General features: G+C 59.4%; 15 protein-coding genes. 8 read left to right on the top strand and 7 right to left on the bottom strand.

Features of this window, described 5'->3' with window-relative positions; genetic code table 11:
* The first annotated feature begins 12 nt into the window (after positions 1-12).
* Positions 13-918, top strand: a complete 906-nt coding sequence (locus ACZ0A4_RS04195) for a DMT family transporter (protein ID WP_463577486.1) — start codon at positions 13-15, stop codon at positions 916-918.
* Here ACZ0A4_RS04195 and prpD read toward each other — a convergent pair.
* The 6 genes from prpD to ACZ0A4_RS04165 all read right to left on the bottom strand — a co-directional run bounded on the left by prpD (position 911) and on the right by ACZ0A4_RS04165 (position 9,630).
* Positions 911-2,395 carry a 2-methylcitrate dehydratase gene (prpD, locus tag ACZ0A4_RS04190; protein WP_463573182.1) on the bottom strand — a complete coding sequence of 495 codons (1,485 nt, stop codon included), beginning with the start codon at positions 2,393-2,395 and terminating at the stop codon, positions 911-913. The genes ACZ0A4_RS04195 and prpD overlap by 8 nt on opposite strands.
* Before the next feature lie 309 nt (positions 2,396-2,704).
* Positions 2,705-3,895, bottom strand: a complete 1,191-nt coding sequence (prpF, locus tag ACZ0A4_RS04185) for a 2-methylaconitate cis-trans isomerase PrpF (RefSeq protein ID WP_463573181.1) — start codon at positions 3,893-3,895, stop codon at positions 2,705-2,707.
* A 54-nt stretch (positions 3,896-3,949) separates the two neighbouring features.
* Positions 3,950-6,544 (bottom strand): Fe/S-dependent 2-methylisocitrate dehydratase AcnD, encoded by a 2,595-nt coding sequence (acnD, locus tag ACZ0A4_RS04180; protein ID WP_463573180.1) that lies wholly within the window; start codon positions 6,542-6,544, stop codon positions 3,950-3,952.
* Positions 6,545-6,751: 207 nt separating this feature from the next.
* Positions 6,752-7,879: a bifunctional 2-methylcitrate synthase/citrate synthase gene (gene prpC, locus ACZ0A4_RS04175; RefSeq protein WP_463573179.1), complete on the bottom strand. Its 1,128-nt coding sequence runs from the start codon at positions 7,877-7,879 to the stop codon at positions 6,752-6,754.
* A gap of 138 nt (positions 7,880-8,017) precedes the next feature.
* Positions 8,018-8,911 carry a methylisocitrate lyase gene (gene prpB / locus ACZ0A4_RS04170; RefSeq protein WP_283437135.1) on the bottom strand — a complete coding sequence of 298 codons (894 nt, stop codon included), beginning with the start codon at positions 8,909-8,911 and terminating at the stop codon, positions 8,018-8,020.
* Positions 8,908-9,630: a GntR family transcriptional regulator gene (locus tag ACZ0A4_RS04165; RefSeq protein ID WP_172828118.1), complete on the bottom strand. Its 723-nt coding sequence runs from the start codon at positions 9,628-9,630 to the stop codon at positions 8,908-8,910. Before ACZ0A4_RS04165 ends, prpB begins: the two co-directional genes overlap by 4 nt.
* 404 nt (positions 9,631-10,034) lie before the next feature.
* Between ACZ0A4_RS04165 and rloA the strand changes: the two genes are divergently transcribed.
* The 4 genes from rloA to pabB all read left to right on the top strand — a co-directional run bounded on the left by rloA (position 10,035) and on the right by pabB (position 14,700).
* Positions 10,035-10,571, top strand: a complete 537-nt coding sequence (rloA, locus tag ACZ0A4_RS04160) for a retropepsin-like aspartic peptidase RloA (RefSeq protein ID WP_463573178.1) — start codon at positions 10,035-10,037, stop codon at positions 10,569-10,571.
* Between the two features lie 5 nt (positions 10,572-10,576).
* On the top strand, positions 10,577-12,112 hold the full coding sequence (gene rloB / locus ACZ0A4_RS04155) for an osmotic stress tolerance membrane protein RloB (RefSeq protein ID WP_129391393.1): 1,536 nt from the start codon (positions 10,577-10,579) through the stop codon (positions 12,110-12,112).
* Entirely contained in the window at positions 12,112-13,098 is a 987-nt protein-coding gene (locus ACZ0A4_RS04150; RefSeq protein WP_077571819.1) for an alpha-L-glutamate ligase-like protein, read from the top strand. The genes rloB and ACZ0A4_RS04150 overlap by 1 nt, the downstream gene beginning before the upstream one ends.
* A 258-nt stretch (positions 13,099-13,356) precedes the next feature.
* Positions 13,357-14,700: an aminodeoxychorismate synthase component I gene (pabB, locus tag ACZ0A4_RS04145; protein WP_463573177.1), complete on the top strand. Its 1,344-nt coding sequence runs from the start codon at positions 13,357-13,359 to the stop codon at positions 14,698-14,700.
* Between the two features lie 94 nt (positions 14,701-14,794).
* On the opposite strand, the gene thrH is transcribed toward pabB, so the two are convergent.
* Positions 14,795-15,412, bottom strand: coding sequence for a bifunctional phosphoserine phosphatase/homoserine phosphotransferase ThrH (thrH, locus tag ACZ0A4_RS04140; RefSeq protein WP_463573176.1), 618 nt, complete (start codon positions 15,410-15,412; stop codon positions 14,795-14,797).
* 165 nt (positions 15,413-15,577) lie between these two features.
* On the opposite strand from thrH, the gene ACZ0A4_RS04135 reads away from it, so the two are divergent.
* From ACZ0A4_RS04135 to ACZ0A4_RS04125, 3 genes are all read left to right on the top strand, one after another.
* Positions 15,578-16,312 carry a phosphoadenylyl-sulfate reductase gene (locus ACZ0A4_RS04135; protein WP_141129074.1) on the top strand — a complete coding sequence of 245 codons (735 nt, stop codon included), beginning with the start codon at positions 15,578-15,580 and terminating at the stop codon, positions 16,310-16,312.
* Positions 16,313-16,888: 576 nt separating this feature from the next.
* Positions 16,889-18,427, top strand: coding sequence for an NCS1 family nucleobase:cation symporter-1 (locus tag ACZ0A4_RS04130; protein ID WP_463573174.1), 1,539 nt, complete (start codon positions 16,889-16,891; stop codon positions 18,425-18,427).
* 55 nt (positions 18,428-18,482) lie between these two features.
* On the top strand, positions 18,483-19,211 hold the full coding sequence (locus tag ACZ0A4_RS04125; protein WP_095047763.1) for an aspartate/glutamate racemase family protein: 729 nt from the start codon (positions 18,483-18,485) through the stop codon (positions 19,209-19,211).
* Positions 19,212-19,246 lie beyond the last annotated feature (35 nt).

Raw genomic sequence — 19,246 nt, 5'->3', positions numbered from 1 at the left:
GTCAGCACACCGATGAATATCAGCAAACCCTGGCTCGCTGGACTGTTCACCAGCACGCTGTTTTTGATCGTCTGCCTGAGCTGGGGCACGACATGGCTGGGGATCAAGATTGCGGTGGAAAGCGTGCCGCCACTGACCGCCGCTGGATTGCGTTTTTTGATCGCTTTTCCGCTGTTCCTGAGCTTCGCGCTGTTGCGCAAGGAACCGCTGTTTTTTCCAAAGCAAAGTCGCGGGTTCTTTGTGTTCGTCACGCTGTCGTATTTCAGCCTGCCCTACTACCTGCTCAACTACGGCGAGATGCACGTATCATCCGGCCTGACAGCGCTGCTGTTCAGCTGCATGCCGGTGTTTATCCTGCTGTTCTCGGCGCTGTTTCTGCGCGAGAAGATCTACCCGTCGCAAATGCTCGGTATCGCGATTGGCTTTGGCAGTCTGTTCATGATTATTCGCAGTCAGGGTCTGCATCTTGATCAGGCGGAATGGCTTGGCGTGTTGGCGATTCTGTGCGCAGCGGTGATGCACGCGCTGTGTTACGTGGTGACGAAAAAACACGGCAGCGCCATCAGTGTGATCACCTACAACACGCTGCCGATCGGTATCGCCGGGCTGATGTTATTTATTGTCGGCTTGAGCATTGAGGCACCGGTGTTTGCGCAGGTGAGCGCACGCTCATGGGGCGCCCTGCTGTATCTGGGACTGGTGGCCTCGGTCGGCGGATTCATCGTTTATTTTTTGCTGCTTAAACGCCTGAGCCCGATCATTCTGTCGTTCGTGTTTATCATCTTCCCGGTGTTCGCCGTGATCATCGGCGCCTGGTACGAAGGGCAAACCCTGTCCCGGGAGCTGATGATCTATTCGGCAATTTTGTTGAGCGGTTTTGCGATTACCAAATTGCCTGTGGAAAAGTGGTTCAGATAACGAACATATCCACAAAGCGGTTTACCGGGGTGGCTTCAAGCAGCGTCTGATCCTTGCACAACGCGAAGATCTCGCTGCTGCGCTGACCAGTGAAGCGCGTGGCCAGGTTGGCTTTGAACTTGTCCTCAAGCAACGGAATGCCCTCGACACGGCGCCGGCGATGACCGATCGGGTACTCCACCACGACATTTTCGGTGCTGCTGCCGTCCTTGAAAAACACCTGTACGGCGTTAGCGATCGAGCGCTTGTCAGCCTCAAGGTATTCGCGGGTGAAGCGCGGCTCTTCGACGATGATCATTTTCTCGCGCAATACATCGATGACCGGATGCGCCCGGTGGAAATCGTCTTCGTATTGCTCGGCGACCAGATTGCCAAACGCCAGCGGCACGGCGGTCATGTACTGGATGCAGTGGTCGCGGTCGGCAGCGTTGGCCAATGGCCCGACCTTGGAAATGATGCGGATCGCCGATTCGTGGGTGGTGATGACGATGCGGTCGATTTCATGCAGGCGATTGCGCACTTGCGGATGCAGTGTCACCGCTGCTTCGCAAGCAGTTTGCGCATGAAATTCAGCGGGGAAGCTGATCTTGAACAGGACGTTTTCCATCACATAACTGCCGAATGGCCGCGAGAAACCGAAGGCGCGTTTGTCTTGCGGTTTCAGCGCCAGATCGCTGTTGGTGTGGCTGAACAGCACATCATAAAAGCCCCACTGTTTTGCCGTCAGTACCCCGGGAATGCCCATTTCGCCGCGCAGGGCGATGTCGGCCAGACGCACACCACGACTCGAAGCATCCCCCGCTGCCCAGGATTTTCGCGAACCGGCGTTCGGCGCATGACGATAGGTGCGTAGGGCTTGGCCATCAGCGAACGCGTGGGACAACGCCGACAACAGCTGCTCGCGATTGGCGCCCATGAGTTTGGCGGTAACAGCTGTGGAGGCGACTTTCACCAGGATGACGTGATCGAGTCCTACACGATTGAAGGAGTTTTCCAGAGCGATCACGCCTTGGATCTCGTGGGCCATGATCATTGCCTCGAGCACATCGCGGATTGTCAGCGGTGCTTCAGCGTTGGCCACGCGCTTCTGCGAGAGGTGATCCGCCACCGCGAGAATGCCACCGAGGTTGTCCGAGGGATGCCCCCATTCGGCGGCGAGCCAGGTGTCGTTGTAATCGAGCCAACGGACGATGCAGCCGATGTCCCACGCGGCTTTGACCGGGTCGAGGCGATAGCTGGTGCCGGGGACCCGCGCACCGTAAGGAACCACCGTTCCTTCGACTAGCGGGCCTAGGTGTTTGGTGCACTCGGGGAAACGCAGTGCCAGCAGTCCGCAGCCCAGTGTGTCCATCAGGCAGTTGCGGGCGGTGTCGAGGGCTTCGGCAGAGCTGACTTTGAAGGTGAGGACGTAATCGGCGATGTCCTGCAGGACAGGGTCGTAGTCGGGGCGATTGTTCAGGTCGACGTTGGCGCTCATTGCGGTTCTCCTGTGCGGGAAATGATGAGTGGTGCGGTCTTCCTCAGGGCTTGGCGGGTTTGGGTGATTGCAGGTCTGGGGTGCCTGCTCTTTTGGTGTTGCTTGAGTGAGTAGCCCCTCACCCTAGCCCTCTCCCGAGGGAGAGGGAACCGATTGGGAGATGCTGTGGAGGTTCACCGACGTGAACGATCTCCATTGAATCCATAATCGATCTGGTCAATGCGCAATTTCAAACACCTCGGACGGCCCCCTCTCCCTTTGGGAGAGGGCTGGGCGGGCGGCGTTCCGATGAGGGTAAAACATCTCAAATCAGAAAGAATCGCCCGGGATGCGTACGTAGCCTTCCATAAGAACCCGCGCACTACGGCTCATGATGGCTTTCTTCACCACCCACTCACCGTTTTCCAGGCTGGCTTCAGCACCAACGCGCAGGGTTCCGGACGGATGCCCGAAGCGCACGGCATTGCGTTCAACGCCACCCGCGGCGAGGTTTACCAAAGTGCCGGAAATCGCTGCCGCAGTACCAATCGCCACCGCCGCCGTGCCCATCATCGCGTGGTGCAACTTGCCCATCGACAACGCGCGCACGAGCAAATCCACGTCACCGGCACCAATCGCCTTGCCACTGGACGCCACGTAATTCGCAGGCTTGGCGACAAACGCGACTTTCGGCGTGTGCTGCCGTTTCGCTGCTTCATCGAGATTGGCAATCAAGCCCATGCGCAATGCGCCGTAAGCGCGAATCGTCTCAAACATCTGCAACGCTTGCGGATCACTATTGATCGCGCTTTGCAGTTCGGTGCCGGTGTAACCGATGTCTTCGGCGTTGACGAAAATCGTCGGGATGCCGGCGTTGATCATGGTCGCCTTGAAGGTGCCGACGCCCGGCACTTCCAGCTCATCGATCAGGTTGCCGGTGGGGAACATCGAACCACCGCCGCCCTCTTCTTCCGCCGCCGGGTCCATGAATTCGACTTGCACTTCGGCGGCCGGAAAGGTCACCCCGTCGAGTTCGAAATCACCGGTTTCCTGCACTTCGCCGTTGGTGATTGGCACATGGGCAATTATCGTTTTGCCGATGTTGGCCTGCCACACGCGCACCACCGCGACACCGTTGTGCGGAATGCGGCTGGCGTCGACCAAGCCATTGCTGATGGCGAACGAACCGACCGCTGCCGAGAGGTTGCCGCAGTTACCGCTCCAGTCCACAAAAGGCTTGTCGATGGAAACCTGACCGAACAGGTAATCGACGTCGTGATCAGCCTTGATGCTTTTCGACAGGATCACGGTTTTGCTGGTGCTTGAAGTCGCGCCACCCATGCCGTCGATCTGCTTGTCGTACGGGTCGGGGCTGCCGATTACGCGCAGCAATAAAGCGTCGCGAACCGGGCCGGGAATTTGCGCCGCCTCGGGCAGATCCTTGAGGCTGAAAAACACGCCTTTGCTAGTGCCGCCGCGCATGTAGGTGGCGGGGATTTTGATTTGTGGTGCGTGAGCCATGATGCTCCTTACCGAGGGCACGGGACTTAAAATCCCCTGCCCACATCAGTTGATTTAAACGGCAACCGCCGACTCTTCAAGGAAGTCCTGAGCGAAGCGCTGCAACACGCCGCCGGCCTCGTAGATCGACACTTCTTCAGCGGTATCCAGACGGCAGGTCACCGGCACATCAACGCGCTCACCGTTCTGGCGATGGATCACCAGCGTCAGATCCGCGCGCGGTTTGCGCTCGCCGATCACGTCGTAGGTTTCGCTGCCGTCGATGACCAGCGTGTGCCGGTCGGTGCCCGGTTTGAACTCCAGCGGCAACACGCCCATGCCCACCAGGTTGGTGCGGTGAATGCGCTCGAAACCTTCAGCGGCAATCGCTTCGACACCGGCCAGACGCACGCCCTTCGCCGCCCAGTCACGGGACGAACCCTGACCGTAATCGGCGCCGGCGATGATGATCAGTGGCTGCTTGCGCTCCATGTAGGTTTCGATGGCTTCCCACATGCGCATGACCTTGCCTTCCGGCTCGACCCGCGCCAGCGAACCCTGTTTGACCTTGCCGTTTTCCACGACCATTTCGTTGAACAATTTCGGGTTGGCGAAGGTCGCGCGCTGCGCGGTCAAGTGGTCGCCACGGTGCGTTGCGTAGGAGTTGAAGTCCTCTTCCGGCAGGCCCATTTTCGCCAGGTATTCGCCAGCGGCGCTGTCGAGCATGATGGCGTTCGATGGCGACAGGTGATCGGTGGTGATGTTGTCCGGCAGCACCGCCAGCGGGCGCATGCCCTTCAGCGGACGTGCGCCGGCCAGCGCGCCTTCCCAGTACGGCGGACGGCGAATGTAGGTACTCATCTCGCGCCAGTCGTACAGCGGCGTGACTTTCGGGCCGGTGTCTTCGTGGACGGCGAACATCGGAATATAGACCTGACGGAATTGCTCAGGCTTGACTGAAGACTTCACCACGGCGTCGATTTCTTCGTCGCTCGGCCAGATGTCTTTCAGGCGGATTTCCTTGCCGTCCACAACACCGAGTACGTCTTTTTCGATATCGAAACGGATGGTCCCGGCAATGGCGTAAGCGACCACCAATGGCGGCGAAGCGAGGAACGCTTGTTTGGCGTACGGGTGAATGCGGCCGTCGAAGTTGCGGTTGCCGGAGAGTACGGCAGTCGCATACAGATCGCGGTCGATGATCTCTTGCTGAATCAGCGGATCGAGCGCACCGGACATGCCGTTGCAGGTGGTGCAGGCGAAGGCGACGACGCCGAAACCGAGTTGCTCCAGCTCAGTGGTCAACCCTGCTTCGTCGAGGTACAGCGCCACGGTTTTCGAACCCGGTGCCAGCGAGGATTTCACCCATGGTTTGCGAGTCAGGCCGAGCTTGTTGGCGTTGCGCGCGAGCAGGCCGGCGGCGATGACGTTGCGTGGGTTGCTGGTGTTGGTGCAACTGGTGATGGCGGCGATGATCACCGCGCCGTCAGGCATTTGCCCCGGCACGTCTTCCCACTGCCCAGAGATGCCTTTGGCCGCCAGATCCGACACTGCAACGCGAGCGTGCGGGTTGCTCGGGCCGGCCATGTTGCGCACGACCGAGGACAGATCGAAGGTCAGACCACGCTCGTATTGCGCGCCTTTCAAACTGTCTGCCCACAGGCCGGTGAGCTTGGCGTATTGCTCGACCAACTGCACTTGCTGGTCCTCACGACCGGTCAGCTTCAGGTAATCGATGGTTTGCTGATCGATGTAGAACATCGCTGCCGTGGCGCCGTATTCCGGGGCCATGTTGGAGATGGTTGCGCGGTCGCCGAGGGTCAGCGCCGCTGCGCCTTCGCCGAAAAACTCCAGCCACGCGCCGACGACTTTCTGTTTGCGCAGGTATTCGGTCAGCGCCAGCACCATGTCGGTGGCGGTGATGCCCGATTGCAGCTTGCCGGTCAGCTCGACGCCGACGCTTTCCGGCAGGCGCATCCACGACGCGCGACCGAGCATCACGCTCTCGGCTTCGAGGCCGCCGACGCCGATGGCGATCACGCCCAACGCATCGACGTGCGGGGTGTGGCTGTCAGTGCCGACGCAGGTGTCAGGGAACGCCACGCCTTCACGCACCTGGATCACCGGAGACATTTTCTCCAGGTTGATCTGGTGCATGATGCCGTTGCCTGGCGGGATCACATCAACGTTCTTGAAGGCTTTTTTGGTCCAGTTGATGAAGTGAAAACGGTCTTCGTTGCGACGGTCTTCGATGGCGCGGTTTTTCTCGAACGCCTGCTTGTCGAAACCGCCCGCCTCCACCGCCAGCGAGTGGTCGACGATCAATTGCGTCGGCACCACCGGGTTGACCTGCGCCGGGTCGCCGCCCTGCAAGGCGATGGCGTCCCGCAGGCCAGCGAGGTCGACCAGCGCGGTCTGGCCGAGAATGTCATGGCAGACCACACGCGCCGGGAACCACGGGAAATCGAGGTCGCGTTTGCGCTCGATCAGTTGCTTGAGGGAATCGCTGAGCGTGGCCGGGTCGCAGCGACGCACGAGATTTTCCGCCAGCACGCGGGAGGTGTACGGCAGGGTGTCGTAACTGCCGGGCTGAATCGCCTCGACCGCCGCGCGGGCGTCGAAATAATCCAGAGGACTGCCGGGCAGGGTTTTACGGAATTCTGTGTTCATCGGGTCAGGACTCGGGTCACGGTAGTTTCAAAGGGTGATGCCTGGCGCCAACCTCGAAATTCACACTCAACCCTGTGGGAGCTGGCTTGCCAGCGATAGCGGTGGGTCAGTCGACATTGATGTCGGATATGACTCAGTCATCGCTGGCAAGCCAGCTCCCACAGGTTCTCCGGTGAACCTCTGGATCAGCGCTTGGCACTCACCATTTCAGCGACGTTCGATTGGCACGAACTTGCGCTGTTCAACGCCGATGTATTCGGCGCTTGGGCGGATGATGCGGTTGTTGGCGCGCTGTTCGAACACGTGCGCGGCCCAGCCAGTCAGGCGCGAGCAGACGAAGATCGGCGTAAACAGCTTGGTCGGAATGCCCATGAAGTGGTACGCCGAGGCATGGTAGAAATCGGCGTTGGGAAAGAGTTTTTTCTGTTCCCACATGGTCTTGTCGATGGCTTCCGAAACCGAAAACAGCACCTTGTCACCGACTTCGTCAGCTAGCTGTTTCGCCCAGCCCTTGATCACCTCGTTGCGTGGATCGCTGTCCTTATAGATCGCGTGGCCGAAGCCCATGATCTTGTCTTTGCGCTCGAGCATGCCGAGGGTGCCTTTGATCGCGTCTTCCGGCGACGCGAAGCGCTCGATCATTTCCATCGCCGCTTCGTTGGCACCGCCGTGCAGCGGGCCACGCAGCGAACCGATGGCCGCTGTTACGCAGGAATACAGATCGGACAGGGTCGAAGCACAGACGCGCGCGGTGAAGGTCGAGGCGTTGAATTCGTGCTCGGCGTAAAGGATCAGCGACACGTTCATCACCTTGACGTGCAGTTCGCTCGGCTTCTTGTCGTGCAGCAGGTGCAGGAAATGGCCGCCGAGGGTTGGTTCGTCGCTGACGCAATTGATGCGTTTGCCGTCGTGGCTGAAGCGATACCAGTAGCACATGATCGCCGGGAACGCGGCGAGCAGGCGGTCAGTCTTGTCGCGCTGTTCGGAGAAGTCTTTCTCCGGTTCGAGGTTGCCGAGGAACGAGCAACCGGTGCGCATCACGTCCATCGGGTGGGCGTCGGCGGGGATGCGTTCGAGCACTTCTTTCAGCGCTTGCGGCAGGTCGCGCAGCTTGCTCAGCTTGCCTTGGTATTCGTCGAGTTGCGCCTTGGTCGGCAGTTCGCCGTAGAGCAGCAGGTACGCGACTTCTTCAAATTGTGCATCGGCTGCCAGTTCGCGCACGTCGTAGCCGCGATAGGTCAGCCCGGCACCGGCCTGGCCCACGGTGGACAGTGCGGTTTGCCCGGCAACCTGACCACGCAGTCCGGCGCCACTGAGTACTTTTGCTTCGGCCATTGTGTTCTCCAATCTTTTTGAATTTGTATGGGGAAAACTTGTGGGAGCGAGCCTGCTCGCGAAAGCGTCCTGTCAGTCACTTTGATATTGCCTGATCCACCGCTTTCGCGAGCAGGCTCGCTCCCACAGGGGTCTAATTCAGCCTTTCTTTTGTGCAAACAACGCGTCGAGCTTCTGCTCGAACGTGTGGTAATCGATGCGATCGTAAAGCTCCATGCGAGTCTGCATGGTGTCGATGACATTCTGCTGCGTGCCGTCGCGACGGATCGCGGTGTAAACGTTTTCCGCCGCCTTGTTCATCGCGCGGAACGCCGACAGCGGATACAGCACCAGCGACACGTCGGCGCCGGCCAGTTGCTCGGTGGTGTACAGCGGTGTCGAACCGAACTCGGTGATGTTGGCCAGGATCGGCGCTTTCACGCGGCTGGCGAACAGCTTGTACATTTCCAGTTCAGTGATGGCTTCCGGAAAAATCATGTCAGCACCAGCCTCGATGCACGCTGCTGCGCGATCGAGTGCCGATTCCAGACCTTCCACCGCCAGTGCGTCGGTGCGCGCCATGATCACGAAGCTGTCATCGGTACGCGCGTCGACCGCGGCTTTGATGCGGTCGACCATTTCCTGCTGACTGACGATTTCTTTGTTCGGACGGTGGCCACAGCGCTTGGCGCCGACCTGATCCTCAATGTGAATCGCCGCCGCACCGAACTTGATCATCGATTTGACCGTGCGCGCCACGTTGAACGCCGACGAGCCGAACCCGGTGTCGACGTCGACCAGCAGCGGCAGATCGCAAACATCGGTGATGCGGCGCACATCGGTCAGCACATCGTCCAGACCGGTGATGCCCAGATCCGGCACGCCGAGCGAGCCTGCGGCCACCCCGCCACCGGACAGGTAGATCGCCTTGAAACCGGCGCGTTTGGCCAGCAACGCGTGGTTGGCGTTGATCGCGCCGACCACTTGCAAGGGATGCTCGCTGGCGACCGCATCGCGGAAACGCTGGCCTGGAGTGCTGTGCTTGGAACTCATGACTCACCTCGTTCAGTGGCTGTCTTATTGTGGGCGCCGTCCTGGTAGTGACGGGCGATGTTGCGTTTCGAGGCGCCGATGTGACGACGCATCAACAATTCCGCGAGTTCGCCGTCACGGTCGGCGATGGCATCGAGAATCCGGTGGTGTTCGGCGAAGGCCTGGCGCGGGCGGTTCGGCGTGGTGGAAAACTGGATGCGGTACATGCGCACCAGTTGATACAGCTCGCCACAAAGCATCTGCGTCAGCGTGCGGTTGCCGCTGCCCTGGATGATCCGGTAGTGAAAGTCGAAATCGCCTTCCTGCTGGTAGTAGCCAACGCCGGCCTGAAACGCGGCATCGCGTTCATGGGTTTCCAGCACGCGACGCAGTTCATCGATTTCTTCGACGCTCATGCGCTCGGCCGCCAGACGGCAGGCCATGCCTTCGAGAGATTCGCGGATTTCGTAGAGTTCGAGCAATTCGGCATGGCTGAGCGAGACCACCCGTGCGCCGACGTGCGGAACGCGCACCAGCAAGCGCTGGCCTTCGAGTCGGTGAATCGCCTCACGCAGCGGCCCGCGACTGATGCCGTAGGTGCGCGCCAGTTCCGGCTCGGAGATCTTGCTGCCCGGGGCGATCTCGCCTTTGACGATGGCCGCCTGAATACGCCGGAAGACGTTTTCCGAGAGCGTCTCGGAATCGTCGCCGCTGATGACCGGGGGATCGAGTTGATCCAGCATGATTGTCGACACCTTTAAATCCAATGCGGCAAAAACTAGCCAATTCGCCCGCACGAGTCAAAGGATAAATGGATATTGTCGACAATCGTCTAATAACCCCAGACGCCTGTCCTTAACGCCTAACCCTGTGGGAGCGAGCCTGCTCGCGAAAGCGTAGTGTCAGTCAGCATCTGCTGTGGATGACACACCGCCTTCGCGAGCAGGCTCGCTCCCACAGGAAAACCCCAAGGGTTATAGACCGGCTCAAGCGCTGGCGCCATAAACCCACCGTGCTAGAATGCCGCCCGCATTTGCTGGCCATTTGTACGGCTTGTCATAAAAAGCTGCCAGGCACACGAAGGGCCTTGCGCAAGTTTTGCCAGGGACCTGAACCGAAAACGGAACGCTGCGCACCAGGATTTATGAGACTCAAGCCTTTTCCCACATTCTTTGCCCTGTTTTGCCTGCCCGGCCTCGCCGCCGCGGGGGAAAAAACCGTGTACGGCCTCAACGAATACGCTTCGCTTGACGGCATCAATCTCGAAGTCGCGGCCAAACTCGACACCGGCGCGAAAACCGCCTCGCTGAGTGCCCGCGACATCAAACGCTTTAAACGCAACGGTGAGTCCTGGGTACGTTTCTACCTGGCGGTCGACGCCGCGCATTCGCACCCGATCGAACGGCCACTGGCCCGCGTCAGCAAAATCAAACGCCGCGCCGGCGACTACGACCCGGAAGAAGGCAAGAAGTACACCGCCCGTCCGGTAATCGAGCTGGATATCTGCATGGGCACGGCGATGCGCAGCATCGAAGTGAACCTGACCGACCGAAGTGCGTTCCAATACCCGCTTTTGATCGGCTCCGAAGCGTTGAAACGCTTCGACGCGCTGGTCGACCCCAGTCTTAAATACGCTGCCGGCAAACCCGCCTGCACCATCGCCGCTCATACCGCCGAGTAATTTCCATGCGTTCTCTAACCTTCCACCTGAAAATCCTGATCACCATTCTGGTGTTACTGGGCGTTTCGGTTACGGCCTATCAGATTTTCGTACTCGGCATCCCGGTGACCGAAGATGCGACCGACGACTTGTGGAACATCGACGCCAAGGTCGAGTTCGTCGCCAGCACCAAGGATCCGGTGAAGATCCAGATGTTCGTGCCGCCGTTGAGCCGCGATTACGTCAGCCTCAACGAAAGCTTCATCTCGAATAACTACGGCGTCGCCGTGAACCGCGTCGATGGCAACCGCAAGGTGACCTGGTCGGCACGCCGCGCCAAGGGCAACCAGACCCTTTATTACCGTCTGGTGCTGACCAAGCGCTACACCGCAGAAAAAACCAAGATCAAAGGCCCGACCTTCCGCGACAGCATCGCCATCGAAGGCCCGGAGAAAATCGCCGCAGAAGCCCTGCTCGCGCCGATTCGCCAGCACTCGGCCGACGTCGAAACCTTTATTGGCGAGGCGATCAAGCGCGTCAACAACCTCAACGACGACAACGTGAAACTGCTGCTGGCTGGCGACCCGTCGACCGCGCACAAAGCCAAAATCGTCGAATTGCTCCTGTCCATCGCCCACGTTCCGGTAGAGAAAGTCCACACCATTCGCCTCGTCGCCGATCAGCCGCAAACGCCTGAACTGTGGCTGCGCAGCTTCAACGGCAACGACTGGCTGTACTTCAACCCGGAAACCGGCGAGCAAGGCCTGCCTACCGACCGCCTGTTGTGGTGGACCGGCGATGAAAACCTGATCACCGTCGACGGCGGCAAGAAAGCCAACGTGACCTTCAGCCTGAACAACAGCGAGATGAACGCGATTCGTCTGGCCAAGCTGACCGACGAGAACACCGACGCCAACTTCCTCGAATACTCGCTGTACGGCTTGCCGCTGCAGACCCAGCAGACGTTCATGATCATGGTGATGATCCCGATCGGCGTGCTGGTGATTCTGATTTTGCGCAACCTGATCGGCCTGCAGACCCTCGGTACGTTCACGCCAGTGCTGATCGCCCTCGCCTTCCGTGAAACGCAGCTGGGCTTCGGCATTCTGCTGTTTACCGTGATCACGGCGCTGGGGCTGTCATTACGCTCCTATCTGGAACACCTGAAGCTGCAAATGCTGCCGCGACTCTCGGTGGTATTGACCTTCGTGGTGGTGTTGATCGCGGCGATCAGTCTGTTCAGCCATAAGCTCGGTCTGGAGCGCGGCTTGTCGGTGGCGCTGTTCCCGATGGTGATTCTGACCATGACCATCGAACGCCTGTCGATCACCTGGGAAGAGCGCGGTGCCAGCCATGCGATGAAAGTCGCGATTGGCACGCTGTTCGCCGCTTCTCTGGCGCACTTGATCATGACTGTGCCGGAGCTGGTTTACTTCGTGTTTACGTTCCCGGCGATCCTGTTGATTCTGGTCGGTTTCATGCTGGCGATGGGTCGCTATCGCGGCTACCGCCTGACCGAACTGGTGCGCTTCAAGGCTTTCCTGAAGAAGGCTGACGCCTGATGTTCGGTTTCTGGAAGACCTGGAAGGCGCTGGAGGCGCGGGGCATCATGGGCATCAATCGGCGTAACGCCGACTACGTGCTCAAGTACAACAAGCGCAGCCTGTACCCGATCGTCGATGACAAGATCATCACCAAGGAACGCGCGATCGAGGCCGGCATTCATGTTCCGGAACTGTATGGCGTGATTTCCACCGAGAAGGAAATCGACAAGCTCGACGAGATCATCGGCGGGCGCAGCGACTTCGTGATCAAACCGGCCCAGGGCGCGGGCGGCGACGGCATCATTGTCATCGCCGACCGTTTCGAAGGTCGCTATCGCACGGTGTCGGGCAAGATCCTTGCTCACGAAGAGCTTGAGCATCACATCTCGAGCATTCTCACCGGTTTGTATTCGCTGGGCGGCCACCGTGACCGGGCGCTGATCGAATACCGCGTGACCCCGGATCAGATCTTCAAAAGCATCAGCTACGAAGGCGTGCCGGACATCCGCATCATCGTGTTGATGGGCTATCCGGTGATGGCAATGCTGCGCCTGCCGACCCGGCAGTCCGGCGGCAAGGCCAACCTGCACCAGGGCGCCATCGGTGTCGGCGTGGATCTTGCGACCGGTCTGACATTGCGCGGCACCTGGCTGAACAACATCATCACCAAACACCCCGACACCACCAACGCGGTGGACGGCGTGCAACTGCCCTACTGGGACGGCTTCATGAAACTCGCGGCAGGCTGTTATGAGCTGTGCGGGTTGGGCTATATCGGTGTTGATATGGTGCTGGATCAGGAAAAAGGTCCGCTGATTCTTGAGTTGAATGCGCGGCCGGGGCTGAATATCCAGATCGCCAATGACTGTGGGTTGACGTTGCGCACCCATGCGGTGGAGGCGCGACTGGAAGAGCTGAAGGCGCGTGGGGTGACGGAAACGGTTGAGGAGCGTGTGGCGTTTACTCAGGAGATGTTTGGGCATATTCCTGCTGTGGAAGGCTAAAAGCTGAAAAACCAAAAGCCCCTCACCCTAGCCCTCTCCCAAAGGGAGAGGGGACTGACCGAGGTGGATGCTGGAAATACGCCGACCTGAAAGCCTTGAGTCGAACTCAGGATTTGAAAAGCCCCCGATCAGCCCCCTTCCCCCTCGCCCCCCTTGGGGGAGAGGGCTGGGGTGAGGGGGTAGGCTTTTGATTTTGATCTGACAGCCGAGAGAGGACTACAATCCCCACCCCGCCTCAACGGCCGATCTGCCCCGCCCATGTTGACCTGTTCCGTACACCCGCTGCCCTACCGCGCCAATCCCGCCGACTACTTCGCGGCCATCCGCAACGCGCCCGGCGCCGTGCTGCTCGACAGCGGCCGACCGAGTGCCGACCGTGGCCGTTATGACCTGCTCAGCGCCTGGCCGCTGGAACAACTGGCGGTATTGCCGGACGAGAGCGGCAGCCATTTCCTGCAACGTCTGCGCGATAATCTGAGTCGTTTGGGCGAGGCTGATTTGCCAACGGGTTTCGAACTGCCATTCGCAGGCGGTTTGATCGGTTACCTGAGCTACGACTTCGGTCGGCACCTGGAAAACTTGCCGAGTCAGGCGCTAGATGACCTGCAATTGCCCGATGCCCGGTTTGGCCTGTACGACTGGGCACTGATCAGCGATCACCAGACGGCCACCAGCCAACTGATCTTTCACCCGACAGTGCTCGACAGCGAGAAACACCGGCTGATCGCGCTGTTCACCGAGCCGCACGCTGAGGCACTGGCACCGTTCAAACTGAACAACCCGATGACCGCCGACCTCTCGGCCGACGATTACCGTCAAGCCTTCGAACGCATTCAGCATTACATCCAGGCCGGCGATTGCTATCAGGTCAATTTCGCCCAGCGCTTCCGTGCGGCGTGTCAGGGCGATCCGTGGCGGGCTTATTGCGCATTGCGCGAAGCCTGCCCGACACCGTTCTCCGGTTTCCAGAGCCTGCCCGACGGCGGCGCCGTGCTGAGCCTGTCACCCGAGCGCTTCGTCAAAGTCAGCCAGCGTCAGGTCGAAACCCGGCCGATCAAAGGCACCCGTCCGCGTGGCCTGACCCCGGCCGAAGATGCCGCCAACGCCGCCGAACTGCTGGCCAGCCCCAAGGATCGCGCGGAAAACCTGATGATCGTCGACCTGCTGCGCAACGACCTCGGCCGCACCTGTCGCATCGGCTCGGTGCGGGTGCCGGAGTTGTTCAGCCTGGAAAGCTATCCGAACGTGCATCACTTGGTCAGCAGCGTGACCGGCGAACTGGCGGATGATCGCGACGCACTGGATCTGATTGCCGGCAGCTTCCCCGGCGGCTCGATCACCGGCGCGCCGAAGATTCGTGCGATGCAGATCATCGATGAACTGGAGCCAACCCGGCGCGGCTTGTATTGCGGGTCACTGCTTTATCTGGACGTACGCGGCGAGATGGACAGCTCCATCGCGATTCGCAGTCTGTTGGTCAAGGATGGGCAGGTGTGCTGCTGGGGCGGTGGCGGGATTGTCGCGGATTCGGACTGGCAGGCGGAGTATCAGGAGTCGATCACCAAAGTCCGAATCCTCCTCGAAACCCTGCAGAACCTTTAAACGCGTGAAAGCTTCGCGAGCAGGCTCGCTCCCACAGGGGAATGCATTCCAAAACTGGGAGCGAGCCTGCTCGCGAATGCGTCCTTTCAGACGACTACAAACTCAACTCTCTGTTGGAAGCCTTGAGGAATTCCTGCTTCAACTCAGCGAAGGTGTGCACTGCAGGAAACTGCGGAAACTCGCGAATCACATTCTGCGGCGCATGAAACAGAATCCCCGCGTCCGCCTCGCCCAGCATCGTCGTGTCGTTATACGAATCCCCCGCCGCAATCACCCGGTAATACAGGCTTTTGAATGCCAGCACCGACTGGCGCTTGGGATCTTTCTGGCGTAGCTGATAGCTGGTCACCCGCCCGGTCTCGTCAGTAATCAGACGATGGCAAAGCAAGGTCGGAAAGCCCAACTGACGCATCAGCGGCTGGGAAAACTCATAAAACGTGTCCGACAGAATCACCACCTGAAAGCGCTCACGCAGCCAGTTGACGAACTCCACCGCGCCGTCCAGCGGCTTCAGTGTGGCGATCACTTCCTGAATGTCCGACAGTTTCAAGCCGTGCTCATCGAGGATGCGCAGACGCTGCTTCATCAGCACGTCGTAATCGGGAATGTCCCGGGTGGTGGCCTTGAGGGAGTCGATTCCGGTTTTTTCAGCGAAGGCGATCCAGATTTCCGGCACCAACACCCCTTCAAGATCCAGGCAAGCAATTTCCACAAGACACTCCCGTTTGTATTGATTATTTGAGTCGAGCGAGGCCGAACTCTAGCGACTCACATGCAGACGCGCAACGCACAGCACGCCCCCGAGCCGTGCAGCTTTTTGTTACCATCAGCGCCATATAGAGCGCCCAGCGCCACCGACCTGTAGGAAGCCGCCCTGATGAGTGCAACGTTCGACGTCGTGGAACTCGCCACGACCTATGCCAACAAATCCGCCCAGGACATCCTCAAACTCGCCTTTGCCGAGTTCGGCGATGACTTGTGGATATCTTTCAGCGGCGCCGAGGATGTGGTGCTGGTGGACATGGCCTGGAAGCTCAACAAAAACGTCAAGGTGTTCAGCCTCGACACCGGCCGTCTGCACCCGGAGACTTACCGTTTCATCGATCAGGTGCGCGAGCACTACAAGATCGACATCGAACTGGTGTCGCCGGACTACACGAAACTCGAACCGTTCGTGAAGGAAAAAGGCCTGTTCAGTTTCTACAAGGACGGCCACGGCGAATGCTGCGGCATCCGCAAGATCGAACCGCTGCGGCGCAAACTGTCCGGCGTCAAAGCCTGGGCCACCGGCCAGCGCCGCGACCAGAGCCCGGGCACGCGTAGCGCTGTGGCGGTGATGGAAATCGATACCGCGTTCTCTACGCCGGAGCGTACGTTGTACAAGTTCAACCCGTTGGCGCAGATGACCAGTGAAGAAATCTGGGGTTACATCCGCATGCTCGAACTGCCGTACAACAGCCTGCATGAACGTGGCTTTATCAGTATCGGCTGCGAGCCGTGCACCCGTCCGGTGCTGCCGAACCAGCACGAGCGCGAAGGCCGCTGGTGGTGGGAAGAGGCGACGCAGAAAGAGTGCGGGTTGCACGCCGGGAATATCATCAGCAAGGCGTAACTCCCTGCCGCGCTGATTTCCCCCTGTAGGAGTGAGCCTGCTCGCGATAGCGATGTATCAGCCAAAAAATTCATCGGCTGATACACCGCTATCGCGAGCAGGCTCACTCCTACAATGTTATGCGGAGCCATCAGAAAATGTGTACACACGAATGTCACCATCGGTGCCATTTATGTGTGCACTTTTTTGTTTCCGCGCCCTGAAAAGTTACATCCCGCCTGAGAATCCCTCGCCCTCGCCTCCCCTCAAAATCCCTCACTCAAAATAAATACCTGTCCAAACGGTCAATTTTTAACCACTTATTTTCAAAGACTTAGCGTGCATCGATAACTTTTCGAAATGAACACTGCTGCGCATAGATCGCTAACTGGCACAAATCTGGCTTTAGTGCATACATGTTTTGTATACAAAACTGCAAAACATACACACTTTCGATCCGCAAGCCTGAAGCGCCCTATCCCGTACAGGCTGCAGATGCCCCGTAACCAGTGATGTTTCACTGTCGCGACGAAGATTTGTCGAGCCCTGTGGCTTATGCACAGTCATCGCGGCCCTGAACATCAGGAGCCTGCCGGAATGCGTACAAGTCTCTCCAATAACATCGCGCTGAATCTGCCCGCCTCTCCCGTTACCCAACCGTTACCCCATGACGGACTCACCGAGCCGTTGCAACTCAGTCCGCGGCTGCACAACAGCGACTTGGCACCGACCAAGGCCGAAGGTCGACGCTGGGGCAAATACAGCATCTTCGCCCTGTGGACGAACGACGTGCACAACATCGCCAACTACTCCTTCGCCATTGGGCTGTATGCCTTGGGCCTGGGTGGCTGGCAGATTCTGCTGTCGCTGGGGATTGGCGCGGCGCTGGTGTATTTTTTCATGAACCTGTCCGGCTACATGGGGCAGAAAACCGGTGTGCCGTTTCCTGTCATCAGTCGGATCAGTTTCGGCATTCACGGCGCGCAAATTCCTGCACTGATCCGGGCGGTTATCGCCATTGCCTGGTTCGGGATTCAGACGTATCTGGCCTCGGTGGTGTTCCGCGTGTTGCTCACAGCGGTGCATCCCGGTTTTGCCGAATACGACCACGATTCGATCCTTGGTCTGTCGACGCTGGGCTGGGTATGTTTCGTGGCAATCTGGTTCGTGCAATTGGCGATTCTCGCCTACGGCATGGAAATGGTGCGCCGCTACGAAGCGTTCGCCGGGCCAGTGATTCTGCTGACTGTCGCCGCGCTCGCCGCGTGGATGTACTTCCAGGCCAACGCGACCATCGCCTGGTCGACTCGCGAGCCGCTGACCGGTGGCGAGATGTGGCGCAACATTTTTGCCGGCGGCGCCTTGTGGCTGGCGATCTACGGCACGTTGATTCTCAACTTCTGCGATTTCGCCCGTTCTTCGCCGTGCCGCAAGACCATCAAGGTAGGAAACTTCTGGGGTTTGCCGGTGAATATTCTGGTGTTCGCCGCGATTACTGTACTGCTCTGCGGCGCGCAATTTCAGATCAATGGCCGGATCATTGAAAGCCCGACCGAAATCATCGCCTCGATTCCCAACACGTTCTTCCTGGTGCTCGGTTGCCTGGCGTTCCTGATCGTTACCGTGGCGGTGAACATCATGGCCAACTTCGTCGCCCCGGCGTTCGTCCTCAGCAACCTGGCGCCGAAGTACCTGACCTTCCGCCGCGCCGGACTGATCAGCGCGACCATCGCGGTGCTGATCCTGCCGTGGAATCTCTACAACAGCCCGCTGGTAATCGTGTATTTCCTGTCCGGCCTCGGCGCCCTGCTCGGCCCGTTGTACGGCGTGATCATGGTCGACTACTGGCTGATCCGCAAAGGCCGGATCAACGTACCGCAGCTCTACAGCGAAGATCCCAACGGCGCTTATTACTACAGCCGCGGGATCAATTTCCGCGCGGTGGCGGCGTTTATTCCTGCGGCATTGATCGCCATCGTCCTGGCGCTGGTGCCGGGTTTCCACAGCGTCTCGCCATTCTCGTGGCTGATCGGCGCGGGGATTGCCGGAATGCTTTATCTGATCATCGCCAAACGCCAACCGCACTACGCCGACATCAGCGGCGAATCGATCGCTGTCGACAACGTCTGCCATTAACTCCCTCGCGGCCCGGTTTTCGGGCCGCCGAACTGCCCGCTATAAGGATTTCCCCATGCGTATTCTCGTGGTCAACGTCAACACCACCGAGTCCATCACCGAGGCCATTGCCCGATCGGCACAGGCCGTAGCTTCACCCGGAACGGAAATTGTCGGTTTGACGCCATATTTCGGCGCCGACTCGATTGAAGGCAATTTCGAAAGCTACCTGGCGGCCATCGCGGTGATGGATCGGGTGATGGCCTACGATCAGCCGTTCGATGCGGTGATTCAGGCCGGTTATGGCGAACATGGCCGTGAAGGTTTGCAGGAATTGCTCAATGTGCCGGTGGTGGATATCACTGATGCTGCAGCGAGTACGGCGATGTTTCTCGGTCACGCCTATTCAGTGGTGACCACGCTGGATCGCACCGTGCCATTGATTGAGGATCGGCTGAAGCTGTCGGGTCTGTGGGATCGTTGCGCGTCAGTGCGGGCCAGTGGTCTGGCCGTTCTGGAGCTGGAACACGAGCCGCAGCGTGCGCTGGAAGCGATCGTGCATCAGGCTGAACTGGCGGTGACGCAGGACAAAGCCGAGGTGATCTGCCTGGGTTGCGGCGGCATGGCCGGGCTGGATGAACAGATTCGTCGACGTACGGGTGTGCCAGTGGTGGATGGCGTGACGGCGGCGGTGACGATTGCCGAATCGCTGGTGCGGTTGCGCTTGTCGACGTCGAAAGTACGGACTTATGCAACGCCACGGCCGAAGAACATCATTGGTTGGCCGGGGCGGTTTGCCCGGTAGACCGCGTTATCGTTCAGCGCGGGCAAGCCACGCTC

The organism is Pseudomonas sp. AC172 (assembly GCF_979258595.1).
This window is presented reverse-complemented; position numbering and strand designations above follow the sequence as displayed.